Source organism: Diaphorobacter aerolatus (assembly GCF_014489535.1).
Taxonomy (GTDB): Bacteria; Pseudomonadota; Gammaproteobacteria; order Burkholderiales; family Burkholderiaceae_C; genus Diaphorobacter_A; species Diaphorobacter_A aerolatus.
Map to the genome: position 1 here is coordinate 4,870,261 of NZ_CP060783.1, position 23,838 is coordinate 4,894,098.

The 23,838-nt window shown below is 62.8% G+C and carries 24 protein-coding genes and 4 pseudogenes; 16 read left to right on the forward strand and 12 right to left on the reverse strand.

The features are described from left to right. Positions 1 to 4 precede the first annotated feature (4 nt). The 6 genes and pseudogenes from H9K75_RS22815 to H9K75_RS22840 form a co-directional block, all read right to left on the reverse strand. Positions 5 to 1,015: a Bug family tripartite tricarboxylate transporter substrate binding protein gene (locus H9K75_RS22815; RefSeq protein ID WP_187724244.1), complete on the reverse strand. Its 1,011-nt coding sequence runs from the start codon at positions 1,013 to 1,015 to the stop codon at positions 5 to 7. A gap of 47 nt (positions 1,016 to 1,062) precedes the next feature. Next, complete coding sequence (locus H9K75_RS22820; RefSeq protein ID WP_226858405.1) at positions 1,063 to 2,082, reverse strand: Bug family tripartite tricarboxylate transporter substrate binding protein; 1,020 nt, start codon at positions 2,080 to 2,082, stop codon at positions 1,063 to 1,065. Positions 2,083 to 2,112: 30 nt separating this feature from the next. Further along, positions 2,113 to 2,616 (reverse strand): FAS1-like dehydratase domain-containing protein, encoded by a 504-nt coding sequence (locus tag H9K75_RS22825; protein ID WP_226858406.1) that lies wholly within the window; start codon positions 2,614 to 2,616, stop codon positions 2,113 to 2,115. A 35-nt stretch (positions 2,617 to 2,651) separates the two neighbouring features. Beyond that, positions 2,652 to 3,874 (reverse strand): annotated as a pseudogene (locus tag H9K75_RS22830) (CaiB/BaiF CoA transferase family protein). A 605-nt stretch (positions 3,875 to 4,479) separates the two neighbouring features. Continuing rightward, positions 4,480 to 4,821 carry a hypothetical protein gene (locus H9K75_RS22835; protein ID WP_226858407.1) on the reverse strand — a complete coding sequence of 114 codons (342 nt, stop codon included), beginning with the start codon at positions 4,819 to 4,821 and terminating at the stop codon, positions 4,480 to 4,482. Positions 4,822 to 4,869: 48 nt separating this feature from the next. Continuing rightward, entirely contained in the window at positions 4,870 to 5,586 is a 717-nt protein-coding gene (locus tag H9K75_RS22840; protein ID WP_187724245.1) for a TIGR02391 family protein, read from the reverse strand. A 232-nt stretch (positions 5,587 to 5,818) separates the two neighbouring features. Here H9K75_RS22840 and H9K75_RS22845 point away from each other — a divergent pair, with 232 nt between their 5' ends. Then, the gene (locus H9K75_RS22845; protein WP_187724246.1) at positions 5,819 to 6,988 is read left to right on the forward strand and encodes an RES family NAD+ phosphorylase; all 1,170 of its coding nucleotides are present in this window, start codon (positions 5,819 to 5,821) and stop codon (positions 6,986 to 6,988) included. Between the two features lie 96 nt (positions 6,989 to 7,084). Here the strand turns inward: H9K75_RS22845 and H9K75_RS22850 are convergent, their stop codons facing one another. Then, positions 7,085 to 7,795 carry a PIN domain-containing protein gene (locus H9K75_RS22850; protein WP_187724247.1) on the reverse strand — a complete coding sequence of 237 codons (711 nt, stop codon included), beginning with the start codon at positions 7,793 to 7,795 and terminating at the stop codon, positions 7,085 to 7,087. Further along, on the reverse strand, positions 7,795 to 8,460 hold the full coding sequence (locus tag H9K75_RS22855; protein ID WP_187724248.1) for a hypothetical protein: 666 nt from the start codon (positions 8,458 to 8,460) through the stop codon (positions 7,795 to 7,797). Before H9K75_RS22855 ends, H9K75_RS22850 begins: the two co-directional genes overlap by 1 nt. Positions 8,461 to 8,674: 214 nt before the next feature. Between H9K75_RS22855 and H9K75_RS24450 the strand changes: the two are divergent. The 9 genes and pseudogenes from H9K75_RS24450 to H9K75_RS22890 all read left to right on the forward strand — a co-directional run. After that, positions 8,675 to 9,052: pseudogene (locus H9K75_RS24450) on the forward strand (ParB/RepB/Spo0J family partition protein); the annotation flags it as partial. A gap of 71 nt (positions 9,053 to 9,123) precedes the next feature. Beyond that, positions 9,124 to 10,344 (forward strand): PRTRC system ParB family protein, encoded by a 1,221-nt coding sequence (locus H9K75_RS22860; protein WP_226858408.1) that lies wholly within the window; start codon positions 9,124 to 9,126, stop codon positions 10,342 to 10,344. 109 nt (positions 10,345 to 10,453) lie between these two features. Continuing rightward, positions 10,454 to 10,936, forward strand: coding sequence for a PRTRC system protein E (locus tag H9K75_RS22865; RefSeq protein WP_187724249.1), 483 nt, complete (start codon positions 10,454 to 10,456; stop codon positions 10,934 to 10,936). A gap of 95 nt (positions 10,937 to 11,031) precedes the next feature. Next, positions 11,032 to 11,175, forward strand: a pseudogene (locus tag H9K75_RS24455) (PRTRC system protein C); the annotation flags it as partial. 310 nt (positions 11,176 to 11,485) lie between these two features. After that, complete coding sequence (locus H9K75_RS24460; RefSeq protein ID WP_264294052.1) at positions 11,486 to 11,863, forward strand: PRTRC system protein F; 378 nt, start codon at positions 11,486 to 11,488, stop codon at positions 11,861 to 11,863. Next, the gene (locus H9K75_RS22875; RefSeq protein WP_404826387.1) at positions 11,811 to 12,533 is read left to right on the forward strand and encodes a PRTRC system protein F; all 723 of its coding nucleotides are present in this window, start codon (positions 11,811 to 11,813) and stop codon (positions 12,531 to 12,533) included. The genes H9K75_RS24460 and H9K75_RS22875 overlap by 53 nt, the downstream gene beginning before the upstream one ends. A gap of 26 nt (positions 12,534 to 12,559) precedes the next feature. Further along, positions 12,560 to 13,300, forward strand: coding sequence for a PRTRC system protein B (locus tag H9K75_RS22880; protein WP_187724250.1), 741 nt, complete (start codon positions 12,560 to 12,562; stop codon positions 13,298 to 13,300). Next, complete coding sequence (locus tag H9K75_RS22885; RefSeq protein ID WP_187724251.1) at positions 13,300 to 14,013, forward strand: PRTRC system protein A; 714 nt, start codon at positions 13,300 to 13,302, stop codon at positions 14,011 to 14,013. The genes H9K75_RS22880 and H9K75_RS22885 overlap by 1 nt, the downstream gene beginning before the upstream one ends. A gap of 53 nt (positions 14,014 to 14,066) precedes the next feature. Next, positions 14,067 to 14,852 (forward strand): PRTRC system ThiF family protein, encoded by a 786-nt coding sequence (locus H9K75_RS22890; protein WP_226858409.1) that lies wholly within the window; start codon positions 14,067 to 14,069, stop codon positions 14,850 to 14,852. A gap of 708 nt (positions 14,853 to 15,560) precedes the next feature. On the opposite strand, the gene H9K75_RS22900 is transcribed toward H9K75_RS22890, so the two are convergent. Next, complete coding sequence (locus H9K75_RS22900; RefSeq protein WP_404826388.1) at positions 15,561 to 16,601, reverse strand: phage integrase N-terminal domain-containing protein; 1,041 nt, start codon at positions 16,599 to 16,601, stop codon at positions 15,561 to 15,563. A gap of 1,314 nt (positions 16,602 to 17,915) precedes the next feature. Here H9K75_RS22900 and H9K75_RS22905 point away from each other — a divergent pair. The 4 genes from H9K75_RS22905 (at position 17,916) to H9K75_RS22915 (ending at position 20,202) form a co-directional block, all read left to right on the forward strand. Further along, positions 17,916 to 18,662, forward strand: a complete 747-nt coding sequence (locus H9K75_RS22905; RefSeq protein WP_226858411.1) for a PRTRC system protein D — start codon at positions 17,916 to 17,918, stop codon at positions 18,660 to 18,662. Between the two features lie 278 nt (positions 18,663 to 18,940). Then, complete coding sequence (locus tag H9K75_RS22910) at positions 18,941 to 19,216, forward strand: hypothetical protein (protein WP_187724252.1); 276 nt, start codon at positions 18,941 to 18,943, stop codon at positions 19,214 to 19,216. A gap of 255 nt (positions 19,217 to 19,471) precedes the next feature. Beyond that, entirely contained in the window at positions 19,472 to 19,669 is a 198-nt protein-coding gene (locus H9K75_RS25300) for a CFI-box-CTERM domain-containing protein (RefSeq protein WP_319016931.1), read from the forward strand. After that, positions 19,666 to 20,202, forward strand: a complete 537-nt coding sequence (locus H9K75_RS22915; protein ID WP_187724253.1) for a PD-(D/E)XK nuclease family protein — start codon at positions 19,666 to 19,668, stop codon at positions 20,200 to 20,202. Before H9K75_RS25300 ends, H9K75_RS22915 begins: the two co-directional genes overlap by 4 nt. Before the next feature lie 391 nt (positions 20,203 to 20,593). On the opposite strand, the gene H9K75_RS22920 is transcribed toward H9K75_RS22915, so the two are convergent. Further along, entirely contained in the window at positions 20,594 to 20,734 is a 141-nt protein-coding gene (locus H9K75_RS22920; protein WP_187724254.1) for a hypothetical protein, read from the reverse strand. Between the two features lie 121 nt (positions 20,735 to 20,855). Here H9K75_RS22920 and H9K75_RS22925 point away from each other — a divergent pair. Then, positions 20,856 to 22,057: pseudogene (locus tag H9K75_RS22925) on the forward strand (tyrosine-type recombinase/integrase). A gap of 82 nt (positions 22,058 to 22,139) precedes the next feature. On the opposite strand, the gene H9K75_RS22930 reads toward H9K75_RS22925, so the two are convergent. Beyond that, complete coding sequence (locus H9K75_RS22930; RefSeq protein ID WP_187724255.1) at positions 22,140 to 22,391, reverse strand: helix-turn-helix transcriptional regulator; 252 nt, start codon at positions 22,389 to 22,391, stop codon at positions 22,140 to 22,142. Between the two features lie 104 nt (positions 22,392 to 22,495). After that, on the reverse strand, positions 22,496 to 23,512 hold the full coding sequence (locus H9K75_RS22935) for a LuxR family transcriptional regulator (protein WP_226858412.1): 1,017 nt from the start codon (positions 23,510 to 23,512) through the stop codon (positions 22,496 to 22,498). A gap of 90 nt (positions 23,513 to 23,602) precedes the next feature. Here H9K75_RS22935 and H9K75_RS22940 point away from each other — a divergent pair, with 90 nt between their 5' ends. Then, a complete protein-coding gene (locus tag H9K75_RS22940; RefSeq protein ID WP_187724257.1) occupies positions 23,603 to 23,836 on the forward strand; it encodes a DNA-binding protein in 234 nt (77 codons plus the stop codon). The last annotated feature ends 2 nt before the right edge of the window (positions 23,837 to 23,838 follow it).

Genomic DNA, 23,838 nt, shown 5'->3' on the forward strand with positions numbered 1-23,838 from the left:
GGGGCTACTGAAGCGGAATGCCGGCCCGCGTAACGAGTGCTTTCCACTTGGCGGTCTCGGCGGCTTGGAATGTCGCCAGTTCGTCCGGCGTGCTGGTTTCCGCCTCAATGCCGGCCGCCAGCAATTTCGCGCGCACTGATGACTCAGCGAGTACCGCATGAATGCTTGCGGTGAGCTTTGCAGTGACGTTGGCAGGGGTGCCGGATGGGGCATACGCTGCAAACCATCCAACGATCTCGAACCCGGGTAGCCTGCCGGATTGCTCGATCGTGGGCAGGCCCGGCGCGAGATCGGTCGGCCGGCGGGTGGACACGGCCAGAGCCTTGACCTTGCCTGCCTGGGCCAGTGGCAAGGTGGTGACCGCATCGGCGATCATGAATTGGATGTGTCCGCCCGCCAGATCCGTAACGGCCTCGGGGTTGCCCTTGTACTGCACGTTCGCGATGTCGATGCCGGCGGCAGTCTTGAGCATCTCACCCGCCACTCGCGCGGAGGTACTGCCACTGCCGAAGAAGACCTTGCCCGGATGGCGACGCGCATGGTCGATGAACTGTTCCACCGTGTCCGCCGGGATGGAAGGGTGTATAACCATTGCCAAGGGGGTCGTTCCCAGTTTTGAGAGCGGTACAAAGTCCTTGACGGGGTCGTAGGGCAGCTTGCGAAACAGCGCCGGATTGCCCGCCTGCGTTGTGTTGGCGGTCACCAGAAGCGTGTATCCATCGGCAGCAGCGCGCGCGACCTGGGTGCTACCGAGGAACCCGCTGGCACCAGCCTTGTTCTCAACGATGACAGCCTGTCCCAGTCGCCTGGAGAGGCCTTCGCCGATCAGCCGCGCCAGCTTGTCGGTTGCGCTTCCGGCTGAGAAGGGAACGACGATCGAGATGGGCTTCTCTGGATAGCCCGCTGCGATGGCAGACATGGGCCCACTGCCTGCGAGCAGGGCGAAAAAGGCCAGAAACCGGACGAACTGACGCCGACGCATCGCCACACCGAAGCGGCTCGACAGGGCGAGCACCTTGTCTGGAGATTTTGGAGGTCTGGAATCTGAAGTGTGCATGGCGTTCACTCCGGTTCGATGCCCGCGCTCTTCGCAAGCTTGGCATAGTGAGCGCTCTCGGTGCTGATGTATTTGCCGAACTCGCCGGGAGACATTGGCTTGAGCAGCTCATAGCCCAGCGCGTCAATTTGCTGTTGGACCTCTGGCGTTGAAAGGACCGCAGTCATCTCCCGATGCAGGCGATCGACGATGTCGCGCGGCGTGCCCGCTGGAGCGAACAGCCCGTTCCAGTTGCCGATCTCGAACCCCGGCAGCGCCTCCCTCATGGCCGGTACGCCTGGCAGCTTTGTGGAGCGCTCGGGGGTGATTGCCAGCGCCTTGAGTTTTCCGGAGCGAATATGCGCTAGCCCGGTGGCAAAGTCGATGAACATCATTTGCGTCTGTCCGCCAAGTAGGTCGGTCACCGCCTGACCATAGGCCTTGTACGGGATTTCCAGTAGATTGGTCTGGGTCATGACCCGGAACGTGCTGCCGGTGATGCGGGTTGTGCTGTTTGCGTAAGGAAACGACACCTTGCCCGGATTTGCTTTCGCATACGCGATCAGTTCCTGCACCGAGTTGACCGGCAGGGATGGATTCACGACGAGCGCGTGTGGGACGCCACCAACGACTGCGATGGCCGCAAAGTCTTTCTCGCCGTCGTAGGGAAGGCTCTTAAAGAAGTACTTGTTGGCGACTTGGGTGGTGTTGGTGCCGAAGAGCAGTGTGTATCCGTCAGGCTGTGCTTTGGCTACAAATTCTGTACCGAGCATTCCCGTGGCGCCAGGCTTGTTGTCGACGATGACGGGTTGACCAAGGCGCTTGGAGAGGGGCGCACTGATGACGCGCAGAACCGCGTCGGTTGGGCTGCCAGCCGCGAAGGGAAGTACGATCTTCACGGGTCTGGTGGGATAGGTCTGGGCCGAGGCGTTGGTAGTCGTGCCCAGGAGCAGCATGGCGCAGGCTGAAACCAACGCGGCAAAGGAAGCAAGGGGTCTCATCAGCAATGTCTCTTTCGTTGTATGGAGGTACTTGCGCTGGGACACTGTGAAAAGCGTCCCTCGTTCGCGACCGGCTCAAACACTAGGCCTGGTCTTGACCATGCGCAGCGGGTTGTACGTCAGCACCACTTCGCCGCGCTGGTTGAGCACCTTGTTGGACGTCCGCAGGAGTCCGCGGTCAGGCTTGCTGGTGGAGCGTGCTTCGACGACCTCGCATTCGACATGAATGGTGTCGCCCGCTGTGGTTGGCTTGTGGACTTTCACGTCCGCCTCCAGGAAAGCCATACCAGTCCGCTGCATGGTGCTCTGCATCAGCAGTCCTTCCGCCATGCACAGCACCAGAGAGCCGGGGACCGGGCGGTCGCCAATGACGGAGACTTCGCGGATGTACTCCACGTTGGTGAACATCTCCTCAACCATGCCGACTGCCCCCACGAACTGGGTGATGTCTGCCTCGGTAATGGTTCGGCCGAGCGTGCGAAACCGATCACCGATCTCGACGTCGTTCCAGTGCAGGCCGACTCCCATGATTTCAAGTCCTGCAGCGTCCTTCAACGGTGCTTTGTGCATATTGCTCATCTCCTGTGTGTTTTGAATCTGTCTTTCCGAGTCCCTCAAGAGAGCACTCCATCGCGCCTGAGTTGGTCGATTTCCTCTGCGCCAAGATTGAGCGACTGGAGGATCTCGTTGGTGTGCTCTCCGAGCATGGGGGGCGGAACATCGAACTCCAGTGGTGTTTCCGAATAACGTATCGGGTTGCGCATTGAGGGGACGCTGCCGTACCTCGGGTGGGGAATGTCCATGCGCATGCCTCGCGCGATTACGTGGGGATCCTCAAAGACGCGTGCGATGTCATTGATCGGGCCGCCTGGAACCTGGGCGGCTTCAAGCAGTTCGACCCATTCGGCCACGCTGCGCGACCGCGTGATCGGAGTGATCCAGGCGTCAAGGGCAGACCGATTGCTGACGCGGGCCCGGATCGTTGCGAAACGATCGTCCGTTCCCACGTCGGGTTGACCGACCGCGCTGCACAGCCTGCGAAACTGGGTGTCGTTCCCAACGGCGAGGATCAGGTGACCATCCGATGCGGGATAGACGGCGTAGGGTGCAATGTTCGGGTGGCCGCTGCCCATCCGCCTTGGCGGCTCGCCAGTGACAAGATAGTTCAAACCCTGGTTCACCAGCGAGCCGACTTGACAGTCGAGCAGGCTGATGTCGATGTACTGTCCGCCATGGCCAGCAGTGCGGTGGTGCAGCGCGGCAAGGATGGCTACCGTGGCGTACATGCCGGCCATGAGGTCGGAGACAGCTACGCCGACGCGCTGCGGACCACCGCCAGGAAAATCGTCGCGCTCGCCGGTGACGCTCATCAGGCCACCCATGCCCTGAATCAGGTAGTCATAGCCTGCACGGTCCTTGTACGGGCCAGTCTGTCCGAAGCCTGTAATAGAGCAGTAGATGAGTTCTGGGTTGACGGACTTCAAAGAGGAATAGTCCAGACCGTACTTCGACAGCGCTCCCACCTTGTAGTTTTCAACAAGCACATCTGCCTGCTGGACGAGTTGTCGTAGTACGGATTGGCCTTGGGGCTGGGAAAAGTCGATAGCGACCGACTTTTTACCGCGGTTGCAACACATGAAGTACGCCGCATCGCCAAGTTCACCGCTCGCAGCGTCGTGGAGAAATGGTGGTCCCATCTGGCGCGTGTCGTCGCCGACACCGGGCTTCTCGATCTTGATGACCTCCGCCCCAAGTCGGCGAGGTTCTGGGTCGCCCATGGTCCCGCAAGGATTCGGGAGAGGTCCAGGACGCGGACGTTGCTGAGTGGCCTTCGCATGAGTTGAGTCGTCTCCGTGACTGATCTGGTACCTCAGGGCCTGTCCGATCTGGCGCATCAATCATGTGCAGACCTTGCAACGAGCTCTTTTGGTTCAAATCAAAATGAAATTAGAATCTGTAAAACGAAATTAAATCACGAGGAAGTTTTTTGTCAAGAACTCTTACTTCGACACGGTTCAGCTCGTTCCAACGCACGGTGCCCAGTTCAGTGGAGGAGGGATGGCACCATCAGGGCACAAAGATGATCACCGGGGCACGTGCAGTACTAGCCATCGCGGTTTCACCGAGTGGGGGTACCAATACCCGGTGATTCCAGCGGCGTTCGTTGCTGGTGACATGAAGCCTCGTAGGTGTGTGCGGCTGTGACGAATGAGGGCGGCACTGCGCTAAACGACAAAAGCGGTAGGTCCGCGTTTGCTTTACCAAGCTGGCAGGGCCGTACGCGTGCCGACTTCAACAGGGGCTCGGCATCTCGCCTCGTTGCATCGAAGCGTTGCGCAGGTTGCGGGTACCGCTGCTGGAATGCCCCAACGCGGATTCAGTCGCTGTCAGGAATGCATATCTGGCGCGGCGGCGCGTCCAGATGCCGTCGCCGCGAAATCCTCAGTTCAGATGCTGGTGCAGCAGCTGCTGAAACTCGGGCCGTAGCGAGCCAGTGACATCGACCGACAAATGGTCGCATCGTCCGCAGGTCCAGTTCAGCTGGCCACGTGAGCCATCGATTGTCAGCACGGCACGATCAAAGACGCGCTTCGAGGAATGTTCCACGCTGACAAGCTGTAGGGAAGAGACGGTGTAGTCCTCAATCCAAAGCCAGTGGCTCTCACCGCCTGTGGGCTGCACCAGGTCGATCTCCGCAAGGCTGCCACGGGTGGCATTGAGCAGCAGGAGCACGGTGTACTGGATGAGCATGGGCAAAGTCGGTGGCGCGAGCGAAACCGTCATTGTCCTTGCTCAGGACATAACGGCCTTTGTGCGGGCATCTGGCAGTGGCTACGGGCGACCCTTGCATTCCTCCACGCGGCGGGCCAGCAGGCTCAGCGTGACGAGGTACTGAGCTGCCTTCTGCTCGCTCAGATCGTGATTGAGCGAATGCGCCTTTACATTGCGCACGCCCGTGTAGATGCCTTCGTAGATTTGAAGGAACCCTTTCTGGTCGTTCTTTCCCGTCTCTGTTGCGATCTCACTGAATACAAGCTTCCCTTTCTCCAGCCCGAACGCCTGCCCCACGAGGTCCTTGCCGTCCAAGTTGAGTCCAGTGCGGGCACGGATCATGTCGAACACCGCGATGACGCCGTTCAGCACGGCGTCCCGGAGGTGGCCGTTGCGGTATTGACCGAGCGAGCTCTCCACAATGGCCGGATGCAGCAGGTCGTCGAAGCCGACGGACCCTGCATCCTTGGTTCCGTCTCGCGCCAGCGCTTCGGCAGCCTTCAGCACCGACGGAATGTCGTTCTTCAGGATGTCTTGGTAGTCGTTGTTCATGCCGAACCCGATGTGCCGGGCCATGTCGCTCAGTCGGCCTGTGCTCTTCATCCCGGGATCGACCTCTTTCCACAGTTGGATCAGCGCGTCGTAGTCATGCTTCATGTAGCCGTTGATCATCTTGGCGGTGTCGTCATCGCCCGCCTGTAGGTGACTCCTGGCGTCATTGGCTTTCGCCGTCAAATCGCGACACTTCCCATATACCGAGATCAGCCAATCGATCATTTGAAGTCCTTCCATGTCCGGATTGAAAAGAAGTTTACGGCCCGCGAGCAGTGAGGCTCAGCAATCTGGCGGGTGTCGACCATGCGCCTTCCGTCGAATGTCAGAATTTCGTTCGACTTGGCATCGGAGGTACGAAATGATCGGAAGAGGGAAAAAGTTATTCCAGCAAGCCCTTTCAGACGTGGAGAACGCTGAACGTATGTGGGTGTGTCAGGACTGCCTGAGCGACTACATGCTTAAGGGTCTGAATGGCGCGCTCCAGGCAGAGAGGGTCTGCGGCGCTTGTGGCAAGGGGACCCTGAATGCATTGACGCCCGAGCGCATCGCACGTTTTATCCGGAAGCATCTGCCGGAACACTTCCGCGTCGACTATGGCCTCTACCCAGGCTACGAACAGACGCTTGATGACGTTGTCGGCACCGCCGTCGGCTGCGGCTCTGTGACCGTTCGCAGGGCCATATCGGAGCATCTGGAAGACGCCAACGCAGACGAAGAGGACTTCTACTGGCCTGGACAGGAGTACTGCCGTGCACCAAGCCCGTTTGAATCGGCGGACCATGAGCGCTGGTATGCGGTCGGTCCTTGGCACCACGTTGCTCACGAATTAGTTCATGGCCGACGCTTCTTCAACGACAACGCTCGCTCGTTCTTCGAGTGGCTGGTTGGCGAGGCGCTCGAAGCCGAGGATCCCGAGCGCCCGGGAACGCCAGCCATAGTCACCACGCTCGCTACTGGCACGGACTTCTATCGCTCCCGCATCGCCAGCGGCGAGCAGGAAGCCCGCACTTTCGCGGAGAACCCTGCGGTAGCGTTGGGTGCAGCTCCCAAGGAGCGAGCGGCCAACAATCGCATGAGTCCCGCCGGGGTTCCACTGCTCTACGTTTCTCGCGAGGTTGACACCTGCATCGCCGAAGTTCGTCCTTCGATCGGCGATACGGTTGTCGTGGGGCGATTCTGGTCCACGGCACCGTTGAGGTTCTTCGACTTCACCGTATTGAGCCGGCGGTTGCGGCACGCAGCTCTGAGTTACTTCGACCCCAGTTACAGCAAGCGCAGCGAGCATCGTATGCTGCTGGAGTGCCTACACGAAGAAATTGCACGCCCGGTTCGGCAGAGTGACACCGACTACGTGATGACGCAGGCGCTGGCAGAGTTCATTCGCTATGCCAAGCGCTGGGCATTCGACGGCATCGCGTTCCGATCCGTGCAGCGCGAGGACGGAGTGAACTATGCGTTCTTCGACCGCGGGCCGCCCGAGGTGATGGCCGCGCCGGACTGGCGTCCCACGTTCCAACTAGCGATCTCGACCGAAGCTGTTTCGGTGCACGCTATCGAGGGCGTAGGTTACCGCCACACGACCCGCGCTATCCCAGTGGAGACGCCGCGTTCCTTGAAGCGCTGATTTCACCAGCTGGAGCTGCGATGCCCAGAGTACTGCTCCAGGGCGACAAGGGGACGTACGCACAAATGCGCTGCCTCGCGCATGCGCAAGGCGCTGTCACGAGATTGCCAGCAGATGCTTTGCCATCCCGTGTCCAGTGGCATATGCCAAGTTGAGGGCGGCGAACTCGGCTTCAATGTCCGCATGCAGCATGTTGCGTGCAGGCGCAATGGTGTAGTCCTGCACGTTGGATGACAGGAACACAATGGGTGCCTTCAGACCCCGCTGCCGCAGGTCCGCCGCTGCCTCCAGGTAGGTTTCGAGAACGACGCAGTCGGCCAGCGAATCCTTGCCTTTGCGGGCTGGCGCGCGCGCATGCATGACGCGAGAAAAAGCGCGCATTGGAACGTCCTGCGATTGCGGGGCAGTCACTGAAGCCGCGATCCAGCGATGCAGCGCTGCCGTTGCATTCGTGACGTGGGCATCCCAATGGCGGATGTCGGTTCGAACGGGTGCCGCGAAGGCACTGACCAAACCATCCACACGCTCGATGTGCTCGCGCAGCTTGCTCAGGCCGCGACCCGCTTCGTCGACGATGCCTTGCAAGTGCGTACCGAACTCCTGACGGACTTGATCGGCCACGAGACCCGTCAGCAAGGCGCCGGACTCCATGGCCTGGAGAAGGGCCAGTGCTGCGGCGGCATTGTGTGGCAGGGATGTTTCCCGGAATGGGTCGCGGACGATGTCGAGCAAACTGCAGGTGTCGATGCAGAGCACGGGCAGCCCAGCCTGCGCGATCCGGTCGGCCTCGTGCGGCAGCAAGGCCATCAAGCAGTCTCTTCGAACCGGGCAAGCAGCGCGCGGGAGCGCTCGTACTCAATGGCCAGATCACTCGCCTGATCTTGCGGCCAATCCTCAGACTCGATGAGCCAGCGTTCGAGAAAATCGGAGTCGAGTTCGCTGCGCTCCGCATGCGCCTGGATGACGAAATCAAACCAGCGCTGGCGGTCGTAGGGGTGCGACGCACCCGTCGACTTGTTGGCCAGCGCACTGAAGCGGGTCAGCGCCTCAAAGGCGGAAAGGGAGAGTTTGTCTTCGATCTGCTCCGTGCTGCCGGACAGTTCGACCACAAACCCGGTCGAATTCGCCGCCGGCCGCGCGATCTGTTCGGCGAAATCTTCAAGAATCGTGTTGTACGCGCGGCGGCTCAGCTCGCTGCGTTCCAGGGGCACGATGTTCGTGACCTCCAGCCCATCGGGCCGAGGAAAGAGAACCAGCCCGGCTGATTCGTAGCCCGGCGAAGCGTTACGTTCGAACGCCATCGGCTTCCCTTCGACTGCCGGGAGATGTACGCGCTCCTCGCGCTCAGGTGCGTGTCGCCATGGGGCAGTCGCATGATCGATCAAAGCCTGGCGCAACTGCGCGCTGGCGTCTGCAGGGCCGCGTAGCAGCAGGTCGCGGAAGACATTCAAGGGCTTGGAGGTAGAGGCCATCGGGACATTCTGCATGACCCATGGATCCAGAGGGCATATCGGCGTCTGCTGGTTGCGGCTCGGTGGGGGTTGAACCGGAGGTGCGAGGCGGGAGGATGACTGCAACCCACTCGATGCACCCAGGAGGCGCCGTGACCCCATCCATGCAACCGACCCTGCCGATCCACCGGATCGTCCAGGGCAAAAACCCCGCGAATACTTCGACCCTGCCGAGATGGCCGAACTGGAGGAGGGCATCCGCGCCGTCGGCGTGCTCGAGCCCATCGTCGTGCGGCCCGTGCCGGGCACCGACCTCTACGAAATCATCGCCGGTGAACGCCGCTGGCGCGCCGCGAAGAACGTCTTCGGCGACGGCTACGACATGCCGGTGGTCATCAAGGACGCGAACGACGAAACGGCCGAGGCCATGTCCGTGATCGAGAACTACCACCGCGCCGCGATGTCGCCCGCCGAGGAAGCCCACGCGGCACAGCGCCAGCTCCTGCGCCAGCGCGGCGACAAGGAGGAAGCCGCCCGCCTCATGGGCTGGTCGCCCGATGTGCTGGAGCGGCGGCTGGCGCTGCTAGCCTGCACGCCCGCCGTGCTCAAGGCGCTCACCACCCGCACCATCCAGCTCGGCCACGCAGAACTGCTCTCGGGCATCCCGCCGACAAGCAGGACAGCGTGCTCGCCGGCATCCTCGCGCAGAACGTGCCGGTCGGCGTGCTCAAGGCGCAGTTGGGTCGCTACGCGCGCCGGCTGGCCGAAGCGATCTTCGACACCGCGCAGTGCCATTCATGCCCGCACAACTCGGCCCGGCAGGCGGGGCTGTTCGCGGAGTCGCTGGGCGAGGGCTTCTGCCAGCACCCGAGCCACTTCGAGGAACTGACGCTGCAGGCGGTCGAGGCCCGTGCCAGCGCACTGCGCGACGAGTACCCGGTCATCCGCATCGTGAAGACGGGCGACGGCTTCGCGCCGCTGCCCGTGACCGCCGAGGGCGACCTGGGCGTCGGCGCGCCGCAGTACACCTTCTGCCAGGGATGCCAGTCCTTCGGCTGCGCGGTATCCGCGATGCCGGGCAGCTATGGCGAGGTCACACGCTCGCTGTGCTTCGACGCCGCATGCAACAGCCAGAAGGTCGTCCTGTGGCGCAAGGCACAGCGCGATGCCCAGGCGGCGCTGGACGAAACGCAGGGCAAGGGCGCGGCGAAGGCGGGCGCGGCCAAGCCCACCGGCAAGAAGCCCAAGCCTGCCGTGCCCACGAACCAGACACCGCAGCGTGTCGTCAGCCACCGCGTCATGGAGTGGCGCAAATGGCTGGCCAAAGCCTTGATGGCGCAGCCGCAGTGCAGCCAGCGGGTGCTGATCGCGCTGGCGCTGGCCGGTCGCGCGGCCGATCTTCGGGAAGCGCAGTTCCGCAACGCCTTCGACCGGATCGCCGGTCAAGCCGCAGGCGCAGGGTTCGGCGTGCGGGGCGGACTGCAACGGGCCGCTGCCGCGCCCGAGGCCCAACTGGAGCGGCTGCTGCAAGCCGCCACCGCCTCGGCGGCGTTCGGCGTCACAGTGACCGACCTCGAACTGCTGCTGAACTATGCCCAGGTGGATGAAGGGCGGTACTTCCAGTGGAACAAGGAGTTCATTGACCTGTTCACGATGAGCGAACTGGAGAGCCTTGCCGCAGAAGTCGGGCTCAAGAAGGCGATGGGTTCGGGCTTCAAGGCAGCACGCGCCGGCAAGAAGCCTGACTTCATCACGGCGCTGCTCAAGGTGCCGGGTTTTGCGTACCAGGGTACGGTGCCTGCCGTGATGCGCTACCCGCGTCAGCCGATCCTGGCCGCTGCAGCGGATGAGGCCGAGAGCACCGAGGCCACACCGGCATTGCAGCCCGAGCCTGCGCTGGCCTGACGCGCCAACCGGCCCCTGGACACCCACTGGACACCAGGGAGCCGGGTTCTAGCATGTTCTGGACGGCTCCGTATGGGGCCATGTCCCCCATTCCACCAAGGAGCTTCAAATGACGATGTTCGAGGAACTGTTCGCATTGGCTTGCAGCGCCACGCTCACGATGACCGTGAGCGCCGACGAGAAATCCGGCCGCTTGACGGTCAACGTGATCCCCAGACCCCGGCAGGACGCGGGCGAGCCTGGGCTGACGCAGCCCCTGAGCCTCACGGCCACGCCGCAGGAGTTCGACGCGGGTTTCATCGAAGCCCTGCGCGGCTATCGCGAGGTGCGCCATAGCCTGGCGCAGCAGGCCGAGGCCACGAAGGAAGTGATCGAGGCCGCGAAGGCGGCATCGGTCAAGAAGGCCAGTGACGCCACCGTGAAGGCGGGTGCTTCCAAGTCCGCACCGGCCAAGCTTGCGACAGCCCCTGCGGTATCCGCCTCGGGCAGCGTGGCGGATGGCGAGGAGGAAGGCGATGCCTCTCCGGCAGCGGGCGCAACACCGGCTGCAGCCGCCACCGCTGGCGGCGACTCCTTCGACCTATTCGGGTGAGTCGGCAGACGCCCTTGATGCGGGCACCAGCAGCGGGAGACTGAACACATGGCAACCACGGCGGTTGCCGCGTTCATCCCCAAGGAGCCCCATCCATGTCCATAGAAGTCACCCCCATCGTCCGCACCTTCACCTACAACGGCATCCTGCTGCCGGACGTGCCCGGGCTCTCGCCCCGCGACGTGCGCGACCTCTACAGCGCCCAATACCCCGAACTGGTCAGCGCCGAGGTCGAGGCCGGTCCGGTCGCCAACGGGCGGCAGGACTACACGTTCCGCAAGGCCGTGGGTACCAAGGGTGCGGGAGCGCCCGAGCAGCCCGGTCCGCGTCTTGCGGCGCTGCTGGCCTGCGTTCAGCCCCACAGACCGGACCGGCTAGTGCGACGGCCAAGCTGTCCCGCGCCGTATCGCAGCGCGCCGTGGCGAATCGCTCGGCGGCCTGGAGCCGCTTTGCCCACCAGACCCTGGAGCAGCATCGGAACGAAGGCGCAGCCCAACGCGCAAGCGCCACCAGCGAAATGCTCACCCCGCTGCCTTGAGGGCCACCGCCATGCCTGTCGCTCCCATGCTGGCGTTGCCCAGCCTGCAACCCGGCATTCCGCTGGCGGTCGCGTCCACGTCCCAGGCCAGCGCGAACGCGGCCCTGTGCCGCTTCCTGATCGCGTCGGGTGCGGTACGGGAAGACGACCTGCCGGTGGGCGAGGCCGACCCGCTCAAAGCCTGCCAGCGCGCCATCGACGCCTGGATGAAGCGCCAGATCGGCCCGCTGCACTGCCTGGAGCCGCGCTTCGCCATCAACGTGCTCGACGAGCATGGCCACCATCCGGCCATGCGTGGCGGGCAGTCGGCCCCTATGCCCAGTTGGACGTGTACTGGTGCGAGTACCGCGAGGCCGAGTGGCCGGTGGGCCGCAGCCTGGAAGCGTTGAACGCAGCCATGCCGCACCTGGGGCCACGGTGCTGCAGGTGCTGCGCCAGAAGGGCCGCTATGTGTACCCCCTGTTCACCCCCGACATTGCCGATGACGTGGCGTCCTACGTGTACTGGCAGGGAGAAATGGATGAGGAGGCGGCGCTGGACATGATGTGCGAGGACGCCGACGACGCCGACCGCGAAGCCATGCGCGAGGAGATGGTCACGCGCAAGATGCTGGACGATGCCTATCCCGAGTGGGCGGGCCGCTGGCTGGTGCAGCCCGGCAAGAGCGCCGATCGGCGCAGACGCCCGCCCGAATGGCGGCCATGCAGCCTGCGCCGCGCCGCCAAGACGCTGACCGACCCGCACCAGCGCCAGATCGCCGCCGATGCGCTGGCGCTGTCCCGCCTGACGCTCACCGACGACTTCCATCCCGACATCGACGGCGAGTACATCGGCTTCGGTGCGGTGCTGTCCTGGGAAGAGGGCGATGTCACCACGCGCATCTATGACGACCTGCTCAATCTGGCGCACCAGTCCGAATACTGCGACCGCATGGGAGAGGTGCTCATCCCGCTGGACGACCCCGGCGCGTTGCACGCATGGTTTCTGCGCATGGGCCAGCGCTTCGAGGCCATCGCGCTGATCGACCGCTTGATCCACGCCCTGTGCCACGGACACTGACTCTATATAGATCGGAGGTGGTTCCCATGAACGAAGCGGAGTTCTCTATTCAGACGCCCACGGACAACGTGCTGGAGCTGGATCAGGCGGTGCTGCTGTACCACGGGCGCTCGGGGAGCGCGCTGGCGACAGTGCATGAGGTCACGACCGTGGATGGCGCACCCGTGATCGGCGCGGGCCGGGCCATGACCGCCCAGGCGGCGAGGGAGTTGGCTGGAGCCTTGCTCCAGCGCTCGGCCCACGGCGGTTTCCTTCCCGGGACAGTGCTGTACCTCCACGGCGATCTGCTGGTGTGGTGGGTGCCACCGGCACGCAGGCATGTGGCGTTCAGGGTAGGCGCGGAGCAGGCCGAAGCGTTTGGCGGGCGCGAGCGCGGCGAGACGGTGCCGCAGCCGGGACTGATCTTCGCCGCTGCCAGCCACACATGGCGGGTGTGGGCCGTCAAGGGTTCCCATCGCCCGACGCCGCAGACGCCGCTGTTCCAGGCCCCGTACTTCAACGTCGATGGCAAGGGCCGTATCTGCCAGGGCAATGTACCGGTGCCCAACGGCACGACCGTGGAGAAGATTAGCGCCTGGAACGACGCCTTCCTGCGTTCCTACTTCACGCACCCCAACGTGGCGGGCAAGCTGCTGCGCTACCGGGACGGGGCCTACGCCTTCTGGCGCGACATGCTCGATGGAGCCTTCACGCACTTCCCTGAGCGGGTGCTGGTCGATGCCAAGACCACGCTGGGCCAACTGCTGGGCGAACCAGAGGCCACATGATGGGCACGATGGACCCGAGAGACCAAGCCCTGCTCGCCGCCTGCCCGGTGATCACCGCGCCGCGCTTCGGCGCGCTGCCGGACATGGGCAACGGCCAGCGCATCATCGTGGCGCGCAACGGCTGGTTCGTGCAGACCCGGCTCGACTGGCTCGACAGCATCGTGGCCCTGGGCCACGGCTCACCGTCCATGCGCTTGCCGTATGGCGAGGTCGCGGAACACCTGCGCTTCAGCTTTGGCGTGCTGCCCATCCGTTTGATAAAAGCGTTCGTGGCGGCGGGTAGGGAGCGCCTGCCCAATGAAGCCGCCGGGGTGCTGATCTACTCGCGCCGCACCGGGCAACTGCGGCTGGCGATGTGCGAAGCCGAGCAGACCTCGCCTGTCCATATCCACTATCGCCGTCCCGCCATGGACGACGACGAGACGGTCGCGGTGGACCTGCACACGCATGGCCGGGCACCGGCCTTCTGGTCGGGCGAGGACGATCGCGACGATCAGGGCATCAAGGTGTCGGGCGTCTTCGGTCGGCTCGACCGGCCACGGCCCTCGGCCTGTTTCCGGCTGGTGATCAATGGCCTCTACCAGTCGCTCGATCGGCATCCCTGGCGGGAGCCGCAAGGCGAATGGCTGGAGCAGGGCGCTGCGGCACAGCGCAGCGAAGGCTGGATGCGGCGCGTGCTGTGGCGCTGGCGCGAGCGCCACCTGCCGGGTTGAAGGCCATCCATTCAGCGAGAGACTGGGTGCAGGACATTCGATTGGAGGCACTGGTGGAACACCTGATTCATCCGAAGCTGCTGGAGCGCCGCGTGGCGGTGCATCTGGTGGGCGTGGGCGGCAATGGCGCACAGATGGCCGCCTGCCTCGCCCGCCTGGACATTGCGATGCGTGCCCTGGGCCATCCGCTGGGCCTGCACGTCAAGGCATTCGACGCGGATCGCGTCAGCGAGGCCAATGTGGGGCGGCAGCTCTACAGCGCCGCCGACATCGGCAAGCACAAGGCGCTGGTGACCATCCACCGCCTGAACCAGTTCTATGGGCTGGATTGGGAGGCCCATCCCATGCGCTACGAGGAATTCGTGCTTGGTCAGCGCTACTCAGCCAACGCCGATCTGCTGGTCAGTTGCGTGGACAGCCGCTCGGAGCGGCAGGCGCTGCACCAGCTCGCATGGCGTGACGCCAACCACTACGGCTACTGGCTCGACTTGGGAAACACCGAGTCCACCGCACAGGTGGTCTTGGGCGAGCCACAGAGCAGCGCGGCATCGTGGCAGGGACAAGGCCCGCGCCTGCCGTGCGTGACGGAGCTGTTTCCCGAACTGCTCGACGCGGCAGCGCCAGAGGACAACCAGCCATCCTGTTCGGTCCGCATGTCGCTGGCCTCCCAGGGGCTGTTCGTCAACGACGTGGCGGTGCGCTACGCCGCGCAACTGCGGGCGGCTGTCCGCGCACGGTGTCGTCATCAATCTGGAATCCAAGCGCAGTGGTCCCATCGAGGTCGATCCACGCACCTGGGCGCGCTTCGGCTTCAGCCACGAAGATGCCGAGCGCCCTGACCTGGAGTTGGAAGCCGTTGCCGAGGAGTGCGCGCCATGAGCATGAAGCAATGGAATGTGCGCGTGGTGCGCAACGGGCATGCTGTCCATATCGGGCAGGTGGCCGAGTCCAACGAGACGCTGGCGCGGTGTGCCGCACTGTCAATGTATGGGTTGTCCGAGGACGAAGCAGAAGAAATAGAGCAAGACGAGACTGGTTCGCGCGGCCCTCGATCCATCCGGACGAGGAGTTTGGCGTGTCGCCCGAGACTTGATTCCGAGGGCCTGCTATAGACTTGGCCTGTGGTCTGGGTGTTTGACTCGCCTCGCACGATCACGCATCCCCAACGCATTCCAATCACAAAGGCTGCCATGGCTCGCAAATCTCTCCACCGCACGACCCAGGAACTCGACGCCGAGATCGCCAGATTGCAGAAGGAGCGCGATCAAATCCGCGAGGACGAGAAGGCGGGCGTGGTGGGCCGTATGAAGGAAGCCATTGCCTACTATGGCATCACCGCCGCCGACCTGGGGCTGGATGCCGCCAAGCGCAAGGCCCGCACCGGCGTGGCGAAGGCTAAGGACTCGAAGACCCAACGCGCCGCAGGCCGCATCAAGTACAAGGACGACGCGGGCCACACATGGTCGGGCTACGGCCCAAGCCCAAGTGGTTCACCGAGGCACTGGCCAGCGGCAAGACCGAAGCCGATCTGCGCGCAGCGTGATGCGTCATGCCGGCGGTTGAGCCTCTGGCCTGTCGGCGGATTGCCTGCAGCCTGCGCTTTGCCTTGGCGATGCTTGGCCTATGTAGGCTCCAGCGGCTCTTTGCCTGGCATGACCTGCTCTCTCTGATACGGCCAGTCGCGCAGCCCGATCCGCATCCGCGTCCACGCAGCCGCCGCCGCGCACGGGCGATGGCGCACCTGAAAGCGATTCATACAGGTCGTTCAGATTGCCATGCCGCAGGCCGTGGGCTGTGATACCTGCCTGCTGCTTGGTGATGCCGAACTTCTCCAGGGCGTAGTCGAGCCGGCGCAGGTTGCGCTTGAGGTTCAGGGCTGGATCGCCCATGTGTGCGTCGCGGCTTGTGACCAGAGACCGGGCCTGTGCGACAGCCGCGCGCTGTATCTCTGTTTCCAGCGGCACCCAGCGCACGCGCCCACCCTTGCCCTTGATCCATACATACTCATCCGCCTTGCGGCTTTCGAGGGGCAGGCCAGTCTGCTCGAATGGCACGACGTGCTCGAAGGGCCGGAACGTCACCGACTCCTTGCGCCGCAGCGCTAGCGCGTCCATCAACCGTATCGACGCCGCGATCCGCGCATCGAATTGCGCGACCTGGGCAAGAACCGTTTCCACATCGACGCCGTGCGCGCCCCAGCTCTTGTCGCGCTGCGCGTATTCGTGGCGCTCGTATTCCTCCAGACTCAGGCCATAGTGTGCCGGCGGCCGCACGAAGCCCGGCTTTCCCAGCCAGGACGCCAGCCCCCGCAGAAAGCTCAAATAGGTCTGGATCGTGGCAGGTGCCAGCCGCTCGCGCTGCCAGACCTGCACCATCGCGTGCAGGTGCTTCTGCCCCAGGTTGCGTGGGTCGGGCATGGTGTGGAAGCCCGCCTTGCGCTGGAGGTCGAGGAAGAAGCGTCGCAGAAAGCGCGCTCGTTCAGCACGGGTCTTGTGCGAGACGGTTTTCTCGCGTGCCGTGTGCCGCATGTTGAACAGGTCGATCAGGGTGTCGAGCACGCGCATCGGATCGGCATGGCCGGGCTGCAAGCGGGCAAGGATTTCCTGGGGCGACTTGCCCGCCAGGCTTGGGGCGTGGTCGATCCATGCCAGGGATGCGCCCTGGGCTGATCGAATCGGCCTGTCGGGTTGAGGGTGTCGTCATCGTGCTTTCCAGGTGAAGGGAGGGGCGCGCCGCCCGAACGGCGCGCCGTCAGGAATCCGGGAAGTCCAACCCAGCGACGGATTCCGTCATCCGCTGGAGCGGGTGGTCAGACAAGCACGGCAACACGCGGGACCACACCGCGTGCCGCCGACCCAAGGGTTGCGCCAGCCACGCACATGTGTATGGGCCAGCTCGGTCGGTCTTAAAAATGAAAACATGTGATCCGGCTCCGTCCGCGCATTTCTGCGACCACGGAGGGTTGTGACGCGCCACCGCCTCAAGGGCGGGCAGCCGCATCGGCGACGAGATCGGGTCTCGCGCGCACTGGTGGATCAATCCTGGAATTCGCAGCGCCATCCGACCGCATGGGTCCACCCCTGACCGAAAGTCCAGGGCGGTGTCGGGCGTTCGAGCGGAAACCAGCGGGGAGCCCATGAGGGCAAGCACAGCCGCTGGCGGCGTGAAACACGCATGCTCGGGTGATGGCGGGATCGGGAGCCGGCATCGGGTGCCGGGCTGGGAGATCGACGGCCTCGACGCGCTTCCATGAGCGCCCAGCCGCAAGGGTTGGCAAAGGTCGAGGCACATGCTCTACGAATCAAACCTCGGAGCGGTCGCCTCGGGGGCGACGGCCACCCCGGCTCTGGGCCGGGGCTGCAAGGGCAGGTAACGACTGCGACGCCTGTTGCTCCGCGATGGAGCGGGCCAAGGATGGCCCTCGGGAGCCTCTAGTGGATGACGAAAAGGGCTTGATGGTCAATGCCGGCGTGGCAATGCGACGGCATGGGAAAGCGCGTTGCCGGTGGCGCTTGTGGGCACGCGACGGCGTGATAAGGGCGATTTAGTGTCCCGCACGAACGCAGAGCAAGGCTGCATGCGGGCTTGACGGGAGAAAGTCCTGCCTCTGGTCCCGGACGGGAATCCCAAGTCCTTGCCGGGCATCTGCACGAAGGGCGCTTGATGGGCGCGCAACGGGGGTTGACGACTGCCAGTGCGGTGAGACCGTGGTGACACACACGCAGTTCGCAACGGGTTGAGCTCGGGTCTGGCGTCATTGCAATGCCACTGTTCCTTCACTCCAGTGACAGCCAGCGGCACCTGATCCCGAAACCTGGGTCATTTCGTGCGAATTGCGGGTGGCGTGGCCGCACCGGTTTTCCGATGCTGGCCGTCATGTTTCCTCACCTTGGAGCACCATCATGGAATTGATCGTCAGGGCGGTGGATGTCGGATCCGGCAACACCAAGCTCGTCACCGGCGTCACGGGCACCGAAATCCGTTGCGCCAGCTTCCCCTCTATCGCTTATCCATCCAGCGGCGAGACGCCGCAGTGGCCGGCCAGCGAGCGGCGCAAGACTGTCTGTATCCCCGTCGGCCCTCTGTTCTACGAGGTCGGGCCCGATGTGGGCCTGGCGGCGGACACCTTCCGCGCCAAGCAGTTGCACGACGAGTACACCGAGTCGCCCGAGTACATGGCGCTGCTGCGCGGCGCGCTCAGCATGATGAAGGTGTCCCATGTCGACCTGCTGATCGTCGGGCTACCGGTGGCGCTGTTCACCTTGAAGAAGGCCGCGCTCGAGAAGGCCATGGTCGGCAGCCATCAGGTCGGCGGTGGCAAGACCGTGACAGTGGCCAAGGCGATGGCCGTGGCCCAACCGCAGGGTGCTCTGGTTCACTACGCGGCCGAACACCAGAAGATCGAGACCATCGGCACCGAGCAGAGCCTGGTCATCGACCCCGGCTCGCGCACCTTTGACTGGCTGGTCACCCGCGGCATGCGCCTGGTGCAAAAGCAATCGCACTCGATCAACCGCGGCATGTCCGACGTGCTGCGCCTGCTGGCGGCCGAGATCTCCAAGGACATCGGCACCCGTACCGTGACTTCGACGCTATCGACCTCGCGTTGCGCACCGGCAAGGCCCGGTGATCTTCCAGAAGCCCTATGACATGAAAAAGCACCTGCCGCTGGCCGAGAGCGTGGCCCAGCAGGCAGTGTCCACGATGCGCCAGTGGATCGAGACCCCGGAGAGCCTGCAGAACATCATCCTGGTGGGCGGTGGTGCCTTCCTGTTCAAGAAGGCCGTGAAGGCGGCGTTTCCGAAGCACCGAATCTACGAGGTCAAGGAGCCCATGTTCGCCAACGTGCGGGGCTTCCAGATTGCGGGCCAGAACTATGCCGCCAGCACCCTGGCCCAGGCCGGGATCGTGCCGCAGGGGAGGCTGTATGAACTCCCGTCCTCAGATCGAGCTGAAGCCCATCCGGCTGGTGTTCGAACTGGCGCGTGCCGACAACCCGCGCCTGTACGACGAACTGGTGCGGTTTCCGCAGGGGGCCAAGCGCGTGAACCGGCTGCGCGTACTGGCCTATGACGGGCTGCTGGCGCAGTACGGTGTGTTTGCCGTGGATGAAGCGAGGCAGGTGCCTCCGCGCGTGGCCAGCGAAGTGTCGAAGTCTGCGGCCGTGACCAACGACGTGTTCGGGCCCAGCCTGGACGAGTGAGGTGGCTATGCCAAGACGCAAATACGCACAGCGTGATGAGGTGAGCGCCACGGAGCTTGCAGAAATGGGCTTCTGCGAGAAGAGGGTGCAGCTTGCGCTTCTATATGGTGACCAGGCGACGCCCGAGCAGAGCAAAGCCATGGCCCGGGGCAGGCGGCCCACCAGCGGTACTTGGAGGAGGGCTTGGCAGCAACGGCGGATCGCCGGTGCTTTGTGGCCACCTTCGTGTTCAGCCCTGATGCGCGGGAGACACAGGTGCTTCGCGCATACCGTGACGCAGTGCTCCTGCGACGGCGCTGGGGGAGGATTCTGGTCGCTGCGTACTACCTGGTTGCACCGATGGGTTGTCGAATCATGGCGCGGTCACCTGCGACCGTGGCCGGGGTGCGCCGCATGCTGTGCGTCGTGGTTACACGGTGTGAAAGGTCACTGTGCGACAGGAGGTCGTCATGACTTCGTCTGCCGTGTATGTGCCTGCCAGTCTGGTGCTCGTGCTATGGCTGGTGCGACGATGGCGCCGCCGCCATGGATATGGCGAGAGAGCGTCCCGGCCGCGAGAGCTCGCCAATGCTGAACTGATCTACATGGAGAAGCTCTTTCGTATTGAGGAGCCCATTCGGCTCGTTGCCAAAGTGGATCGGGTGTACCGACTCTCGCGAGGATCGCTAGTACTGGTGGAATTGAAGACTCGATCAAGCAACCGGGCCTACCCGAGCGACATCATTCAGCTATCGGCGCAAAAGGCCGCCGTTGAACACCAGACCGGCGAAGCGGTCGAGCCAGTCGGGTTTGTCACTGTTCTCGATCCGACGTCAGGCCGACGCCGGCAGTCCCATCAAGTCCAGTTGTTGGATGAGGGCCAGTTGATTGAGGTGGCGCAACGCCGCCGTGCAATTTTGGAGCGGCGAACTGATCCTGCCTATGCCCACTCGGTTCGAGCGTGCGCCGGCTGTGCGTTTCACGGGCGATGTGATCGCCCTGCATGACGGCGATGGGGATGGCGTCCGCCTGGCATCTACGTCGCATCGCGGCTCGTTGACAGCACGCATGTCGTTGATGATGTGCCGCGCTCGCGACCGGCTATCGGCGGAACACCGATCCGTAGATCGATTGAGCTTCGTCTTGACATGTTGAAACCAGGCCATGCTGTGGCATTATTTGACTTGAGAGAGCAAGTAGAGGTGCGCAGTGCATTACTTGTTGCCTGCAACAGGCTCACCGCGCGTCATGAAAGCCCACTCATTTTGACGGTACCACTGACGGTATCAAGCGTATTTGGAGCTCCCTCCACAGAGGGAAAAACTGGCCGAGTGAATTATCGAGTGGGAGTGATTCGACGTCTGGCACTGACTGGCATTGAGTAGCACTAGAGCGAAGCTAAGTTATTATCACTACAGGAGTTTTTGTGATTTTGTCCGGCACTGATTGGCAATCTTTGGTATCGCCAAGCACCATTTTTTTCATGGCATGATGAATGGCATTTAGTGCTTCGATGCCATGAGATGCCATCAATACCATGTAGATCTCTTTCTGATGCTCATGGTATTGATCTGACGTAGTTCAATGATTTTATTGAATTTTTTCGCCAAGATGGGCTGACTCTAGGTCATGGTATTTGAGCCGAACTAGGGCGAGAATCATGCTGACCGATACCAAGCTGCGTAACCTCAAGCCGAGGGACAAGCTCTACAAGGAAAACGACCGCGACGGCCTCTATGTGGCCGTCACGCCTGCCGGGGCGATCTCGTTCCGCTACAACTACTCGATCCACGGTCGACAGGAGACCATCACCTTCGGCCGCTACGGTGTCGGCGGCATCGCCCTTGCGGAAGCCCGTGAGCGGCTGGGCGAGGCCAAGAAGATGATCGCGGCCGGGAAGTCGCCGGCCAAGGAAAAGGCGCGGGACAAGGCCCGCGTCAAGGACGCGGAGACGTTCGGGGCCTGGGCGGAAAAGTGGCTGCGCGGCTACCAGATGGCCGATTCCACCCGGGACATGCGCCGTTCAGTCTACGAGCGCGACTTGAAGCCGAAATTCGGCAATCAGAAGCTGGTGGAGATTACCCACGAGGACTTGCGGGCACTGACCGATGCCATCGTGGAGCGCGGCGCGCCGGCAACGGCAGTGCATGTCCGCGAGGTGGTGATGCAGGTCTATCGCTGGGCCATCGAGCGCGGCCAGAAGGTCGAGAACCCGGCGGAGTTGGTGCGCCCACGAGCATCGCCAAATTCGAGCCGCGTGACCGAGCGCTGACGCCCGACGAAATTGGCTTGATGTACCAGTACATGGAGCGCATCGGCACGACGCCATCCATCCGGGCGGCGGCCAAGCTGCTGTTGCTGACGATGGTGCGCAAGAGTGAGCTGACCAATGCGACCTGGAGCGAGATCAATTTCAGCGACGCGCTTTGGACGATCCCGAAGGAGCGGATGAAACGGCGAAATCCGCACCTGGTGTTTCTGTCCCGCCAGGCGCTGGACATCTTCATTGCCCTGAAAACCTTTGCTGGTGGATCGGACTACGTGCTGCCGTCACGGTATGACTCGGACTTGCCCATGAGCAGCGCCACACTCAATCAGGTGCTGACGCTGACGTATCGGCTAGCGCAGAGGGAAGGGAAGTCGCTCGCCAAGTTCGGGCCACATGACTTGCGGCGCACGGCCAGCACCTTGTTGCACGAGGCCGGCTACAACACGGACTGGATCGAGAAGTGCCTGGCGCACGAACAGAGAGGCGTCAGGGCCGTCTACAACAAGGCCGAGTACCGCGAGCAGCGCACGGCGATGTTGCAGGACTGGGCGGACATGATCGACGAATGGACGCTGAGACGGCCGAAGGCGTAAACCAGACGAACGCAGGTTAGCAGCGCCGCCTGAGCATCGAAGCATGGCCTCGGGTTTCATGACACACGAGGGGCGCGGCGTTTTAGCGGCTAAAAAGTGGCGCTGCGACCGTCTGAATGAAGCCAGGCCGCATGGCCTGAGCACCCGATGACTTGCGCGCCTCGATCCATTCCTCGATCTCTGCCAAGTCCCAGGCGACGTTTCGGCTGGTGAGTGCGATGCGGCGCGGGAACTCCCCGCGCTGTTCCATGTTGAAGATCGTTCGCTCAGACAGCGGGATCATCGCCAGTAGCTTCTTCCGGTTGATGAGTGTCTTACTTGTGGTTTCCTGCATCCCCTGACCTCTTCAGTCACTTGCGAAATATGTGCCTGATGGTGCCTGTCAATGCGGATCGATTCGGCCTAATGATTGACCCTTTTGGTTGACGCCAAAAGAAATCAGCGGATGGGGCGCTTCTTCTTCTTCTTCAAGTGAAACATTGCGGGGATTAATGCCAGCGTCTTCGATACCGCTTGGCGCTCGATGCCCAACCTTCGCGCAATCTGCGACTGATTGAGTCCAGACCACTGGAGCATCAAGATCTGCTTCTTGCGATCGGATAGCTTCGAGTCCACCATCAGCCGCGCCTGGTTGCGCAGTTCCGCTTTGTCTGCTGGCTGCAATGTCTGGCGCATGACATAGTGGAAGAAATAGCCGTCAACGAGTTGATCTCCCGATTTCACTTGCGGCGTTGCCGGCTTCGCGCATTGCTGGCTGAGCCTGGCCAGCTCAAGTTCAAACTGCGCGAGTGATCGCTTCGCCTGTCTGTATGCGGGGTTCCATTCGCCATTCGTTTGCTTGGGTCGATGCCCCTCGCAATACTGGTGACTAAGTTCAAGCTTCTTGCGATTCTCAAGCTCCGCATCGTTTACCTGCTGCTCCGCAATCTTGGCCATGAACGCGGAAAACTCCGTCAGCTCTCCGCAGAAGTCGCAGAAGCCGTGTTTCCTTTGCGCGTTGAGACTGACGCCCTGAGCGGCGGCAGACGTTTGCGGGCGTTTGCTGGCACAGCAGCAAACCAGTTCGATCAAGGCTTCAAGGGTCGCGGTAAAGCGATGATCCCTTGGTGTCTGTCGGTCTTCCGTTTTGATGAATTGACGTAGCAACTGGCGCTGCACGCGAACCATCGCGTCAAGTCGTACCAGTCCAATGATCGCGCTGAAGCCCACACCCGTGCCGGCTCCGGGGACGTAGCCCGAGTAACGTACTGGAAGGGTTGCCATGTAGGCGGCTACAGCAGGATCGATCACTTCCTGGATCAGTCGCCCGATGGGGTAGCGTCGCGAAGACGTGGAGTATGGCTTCCAACGTTCGCGGAAATCTTTGATGGACTGAGAAACGGTGGGGTCGCAAACTTCCCAGATGGGGATGTAGTAGCGACCAAGACGCTTCTTTACGTGCTCTTCGTTTTCCATGTCAACCATTATTGCCAACTAATAAGCCGCCATCAAGCCTGATGATGCGTAACCTTCGTTGCAATTCAGTTGATAACGGAGGTTTACGCAATGACGATGGAAGACATGCTGCTGCAACGCTTCGGCCCGCTGCTGAGTATCGTGCAGCTCGCCACTGTCCTGGATCGTTCGCCTGATGGGTTGCGGATCAGCTTGCGTGCGACCAACGAATGGACGCAGCGGATCAACAAGGCCCGTTTGAAGATCGGCCGGCGGGTCTACTTCCGAACCTCGCAGATCGCCGAGGTGCTGAGCGACGAATCCCTGTACGGAACGGGGAACTGAGT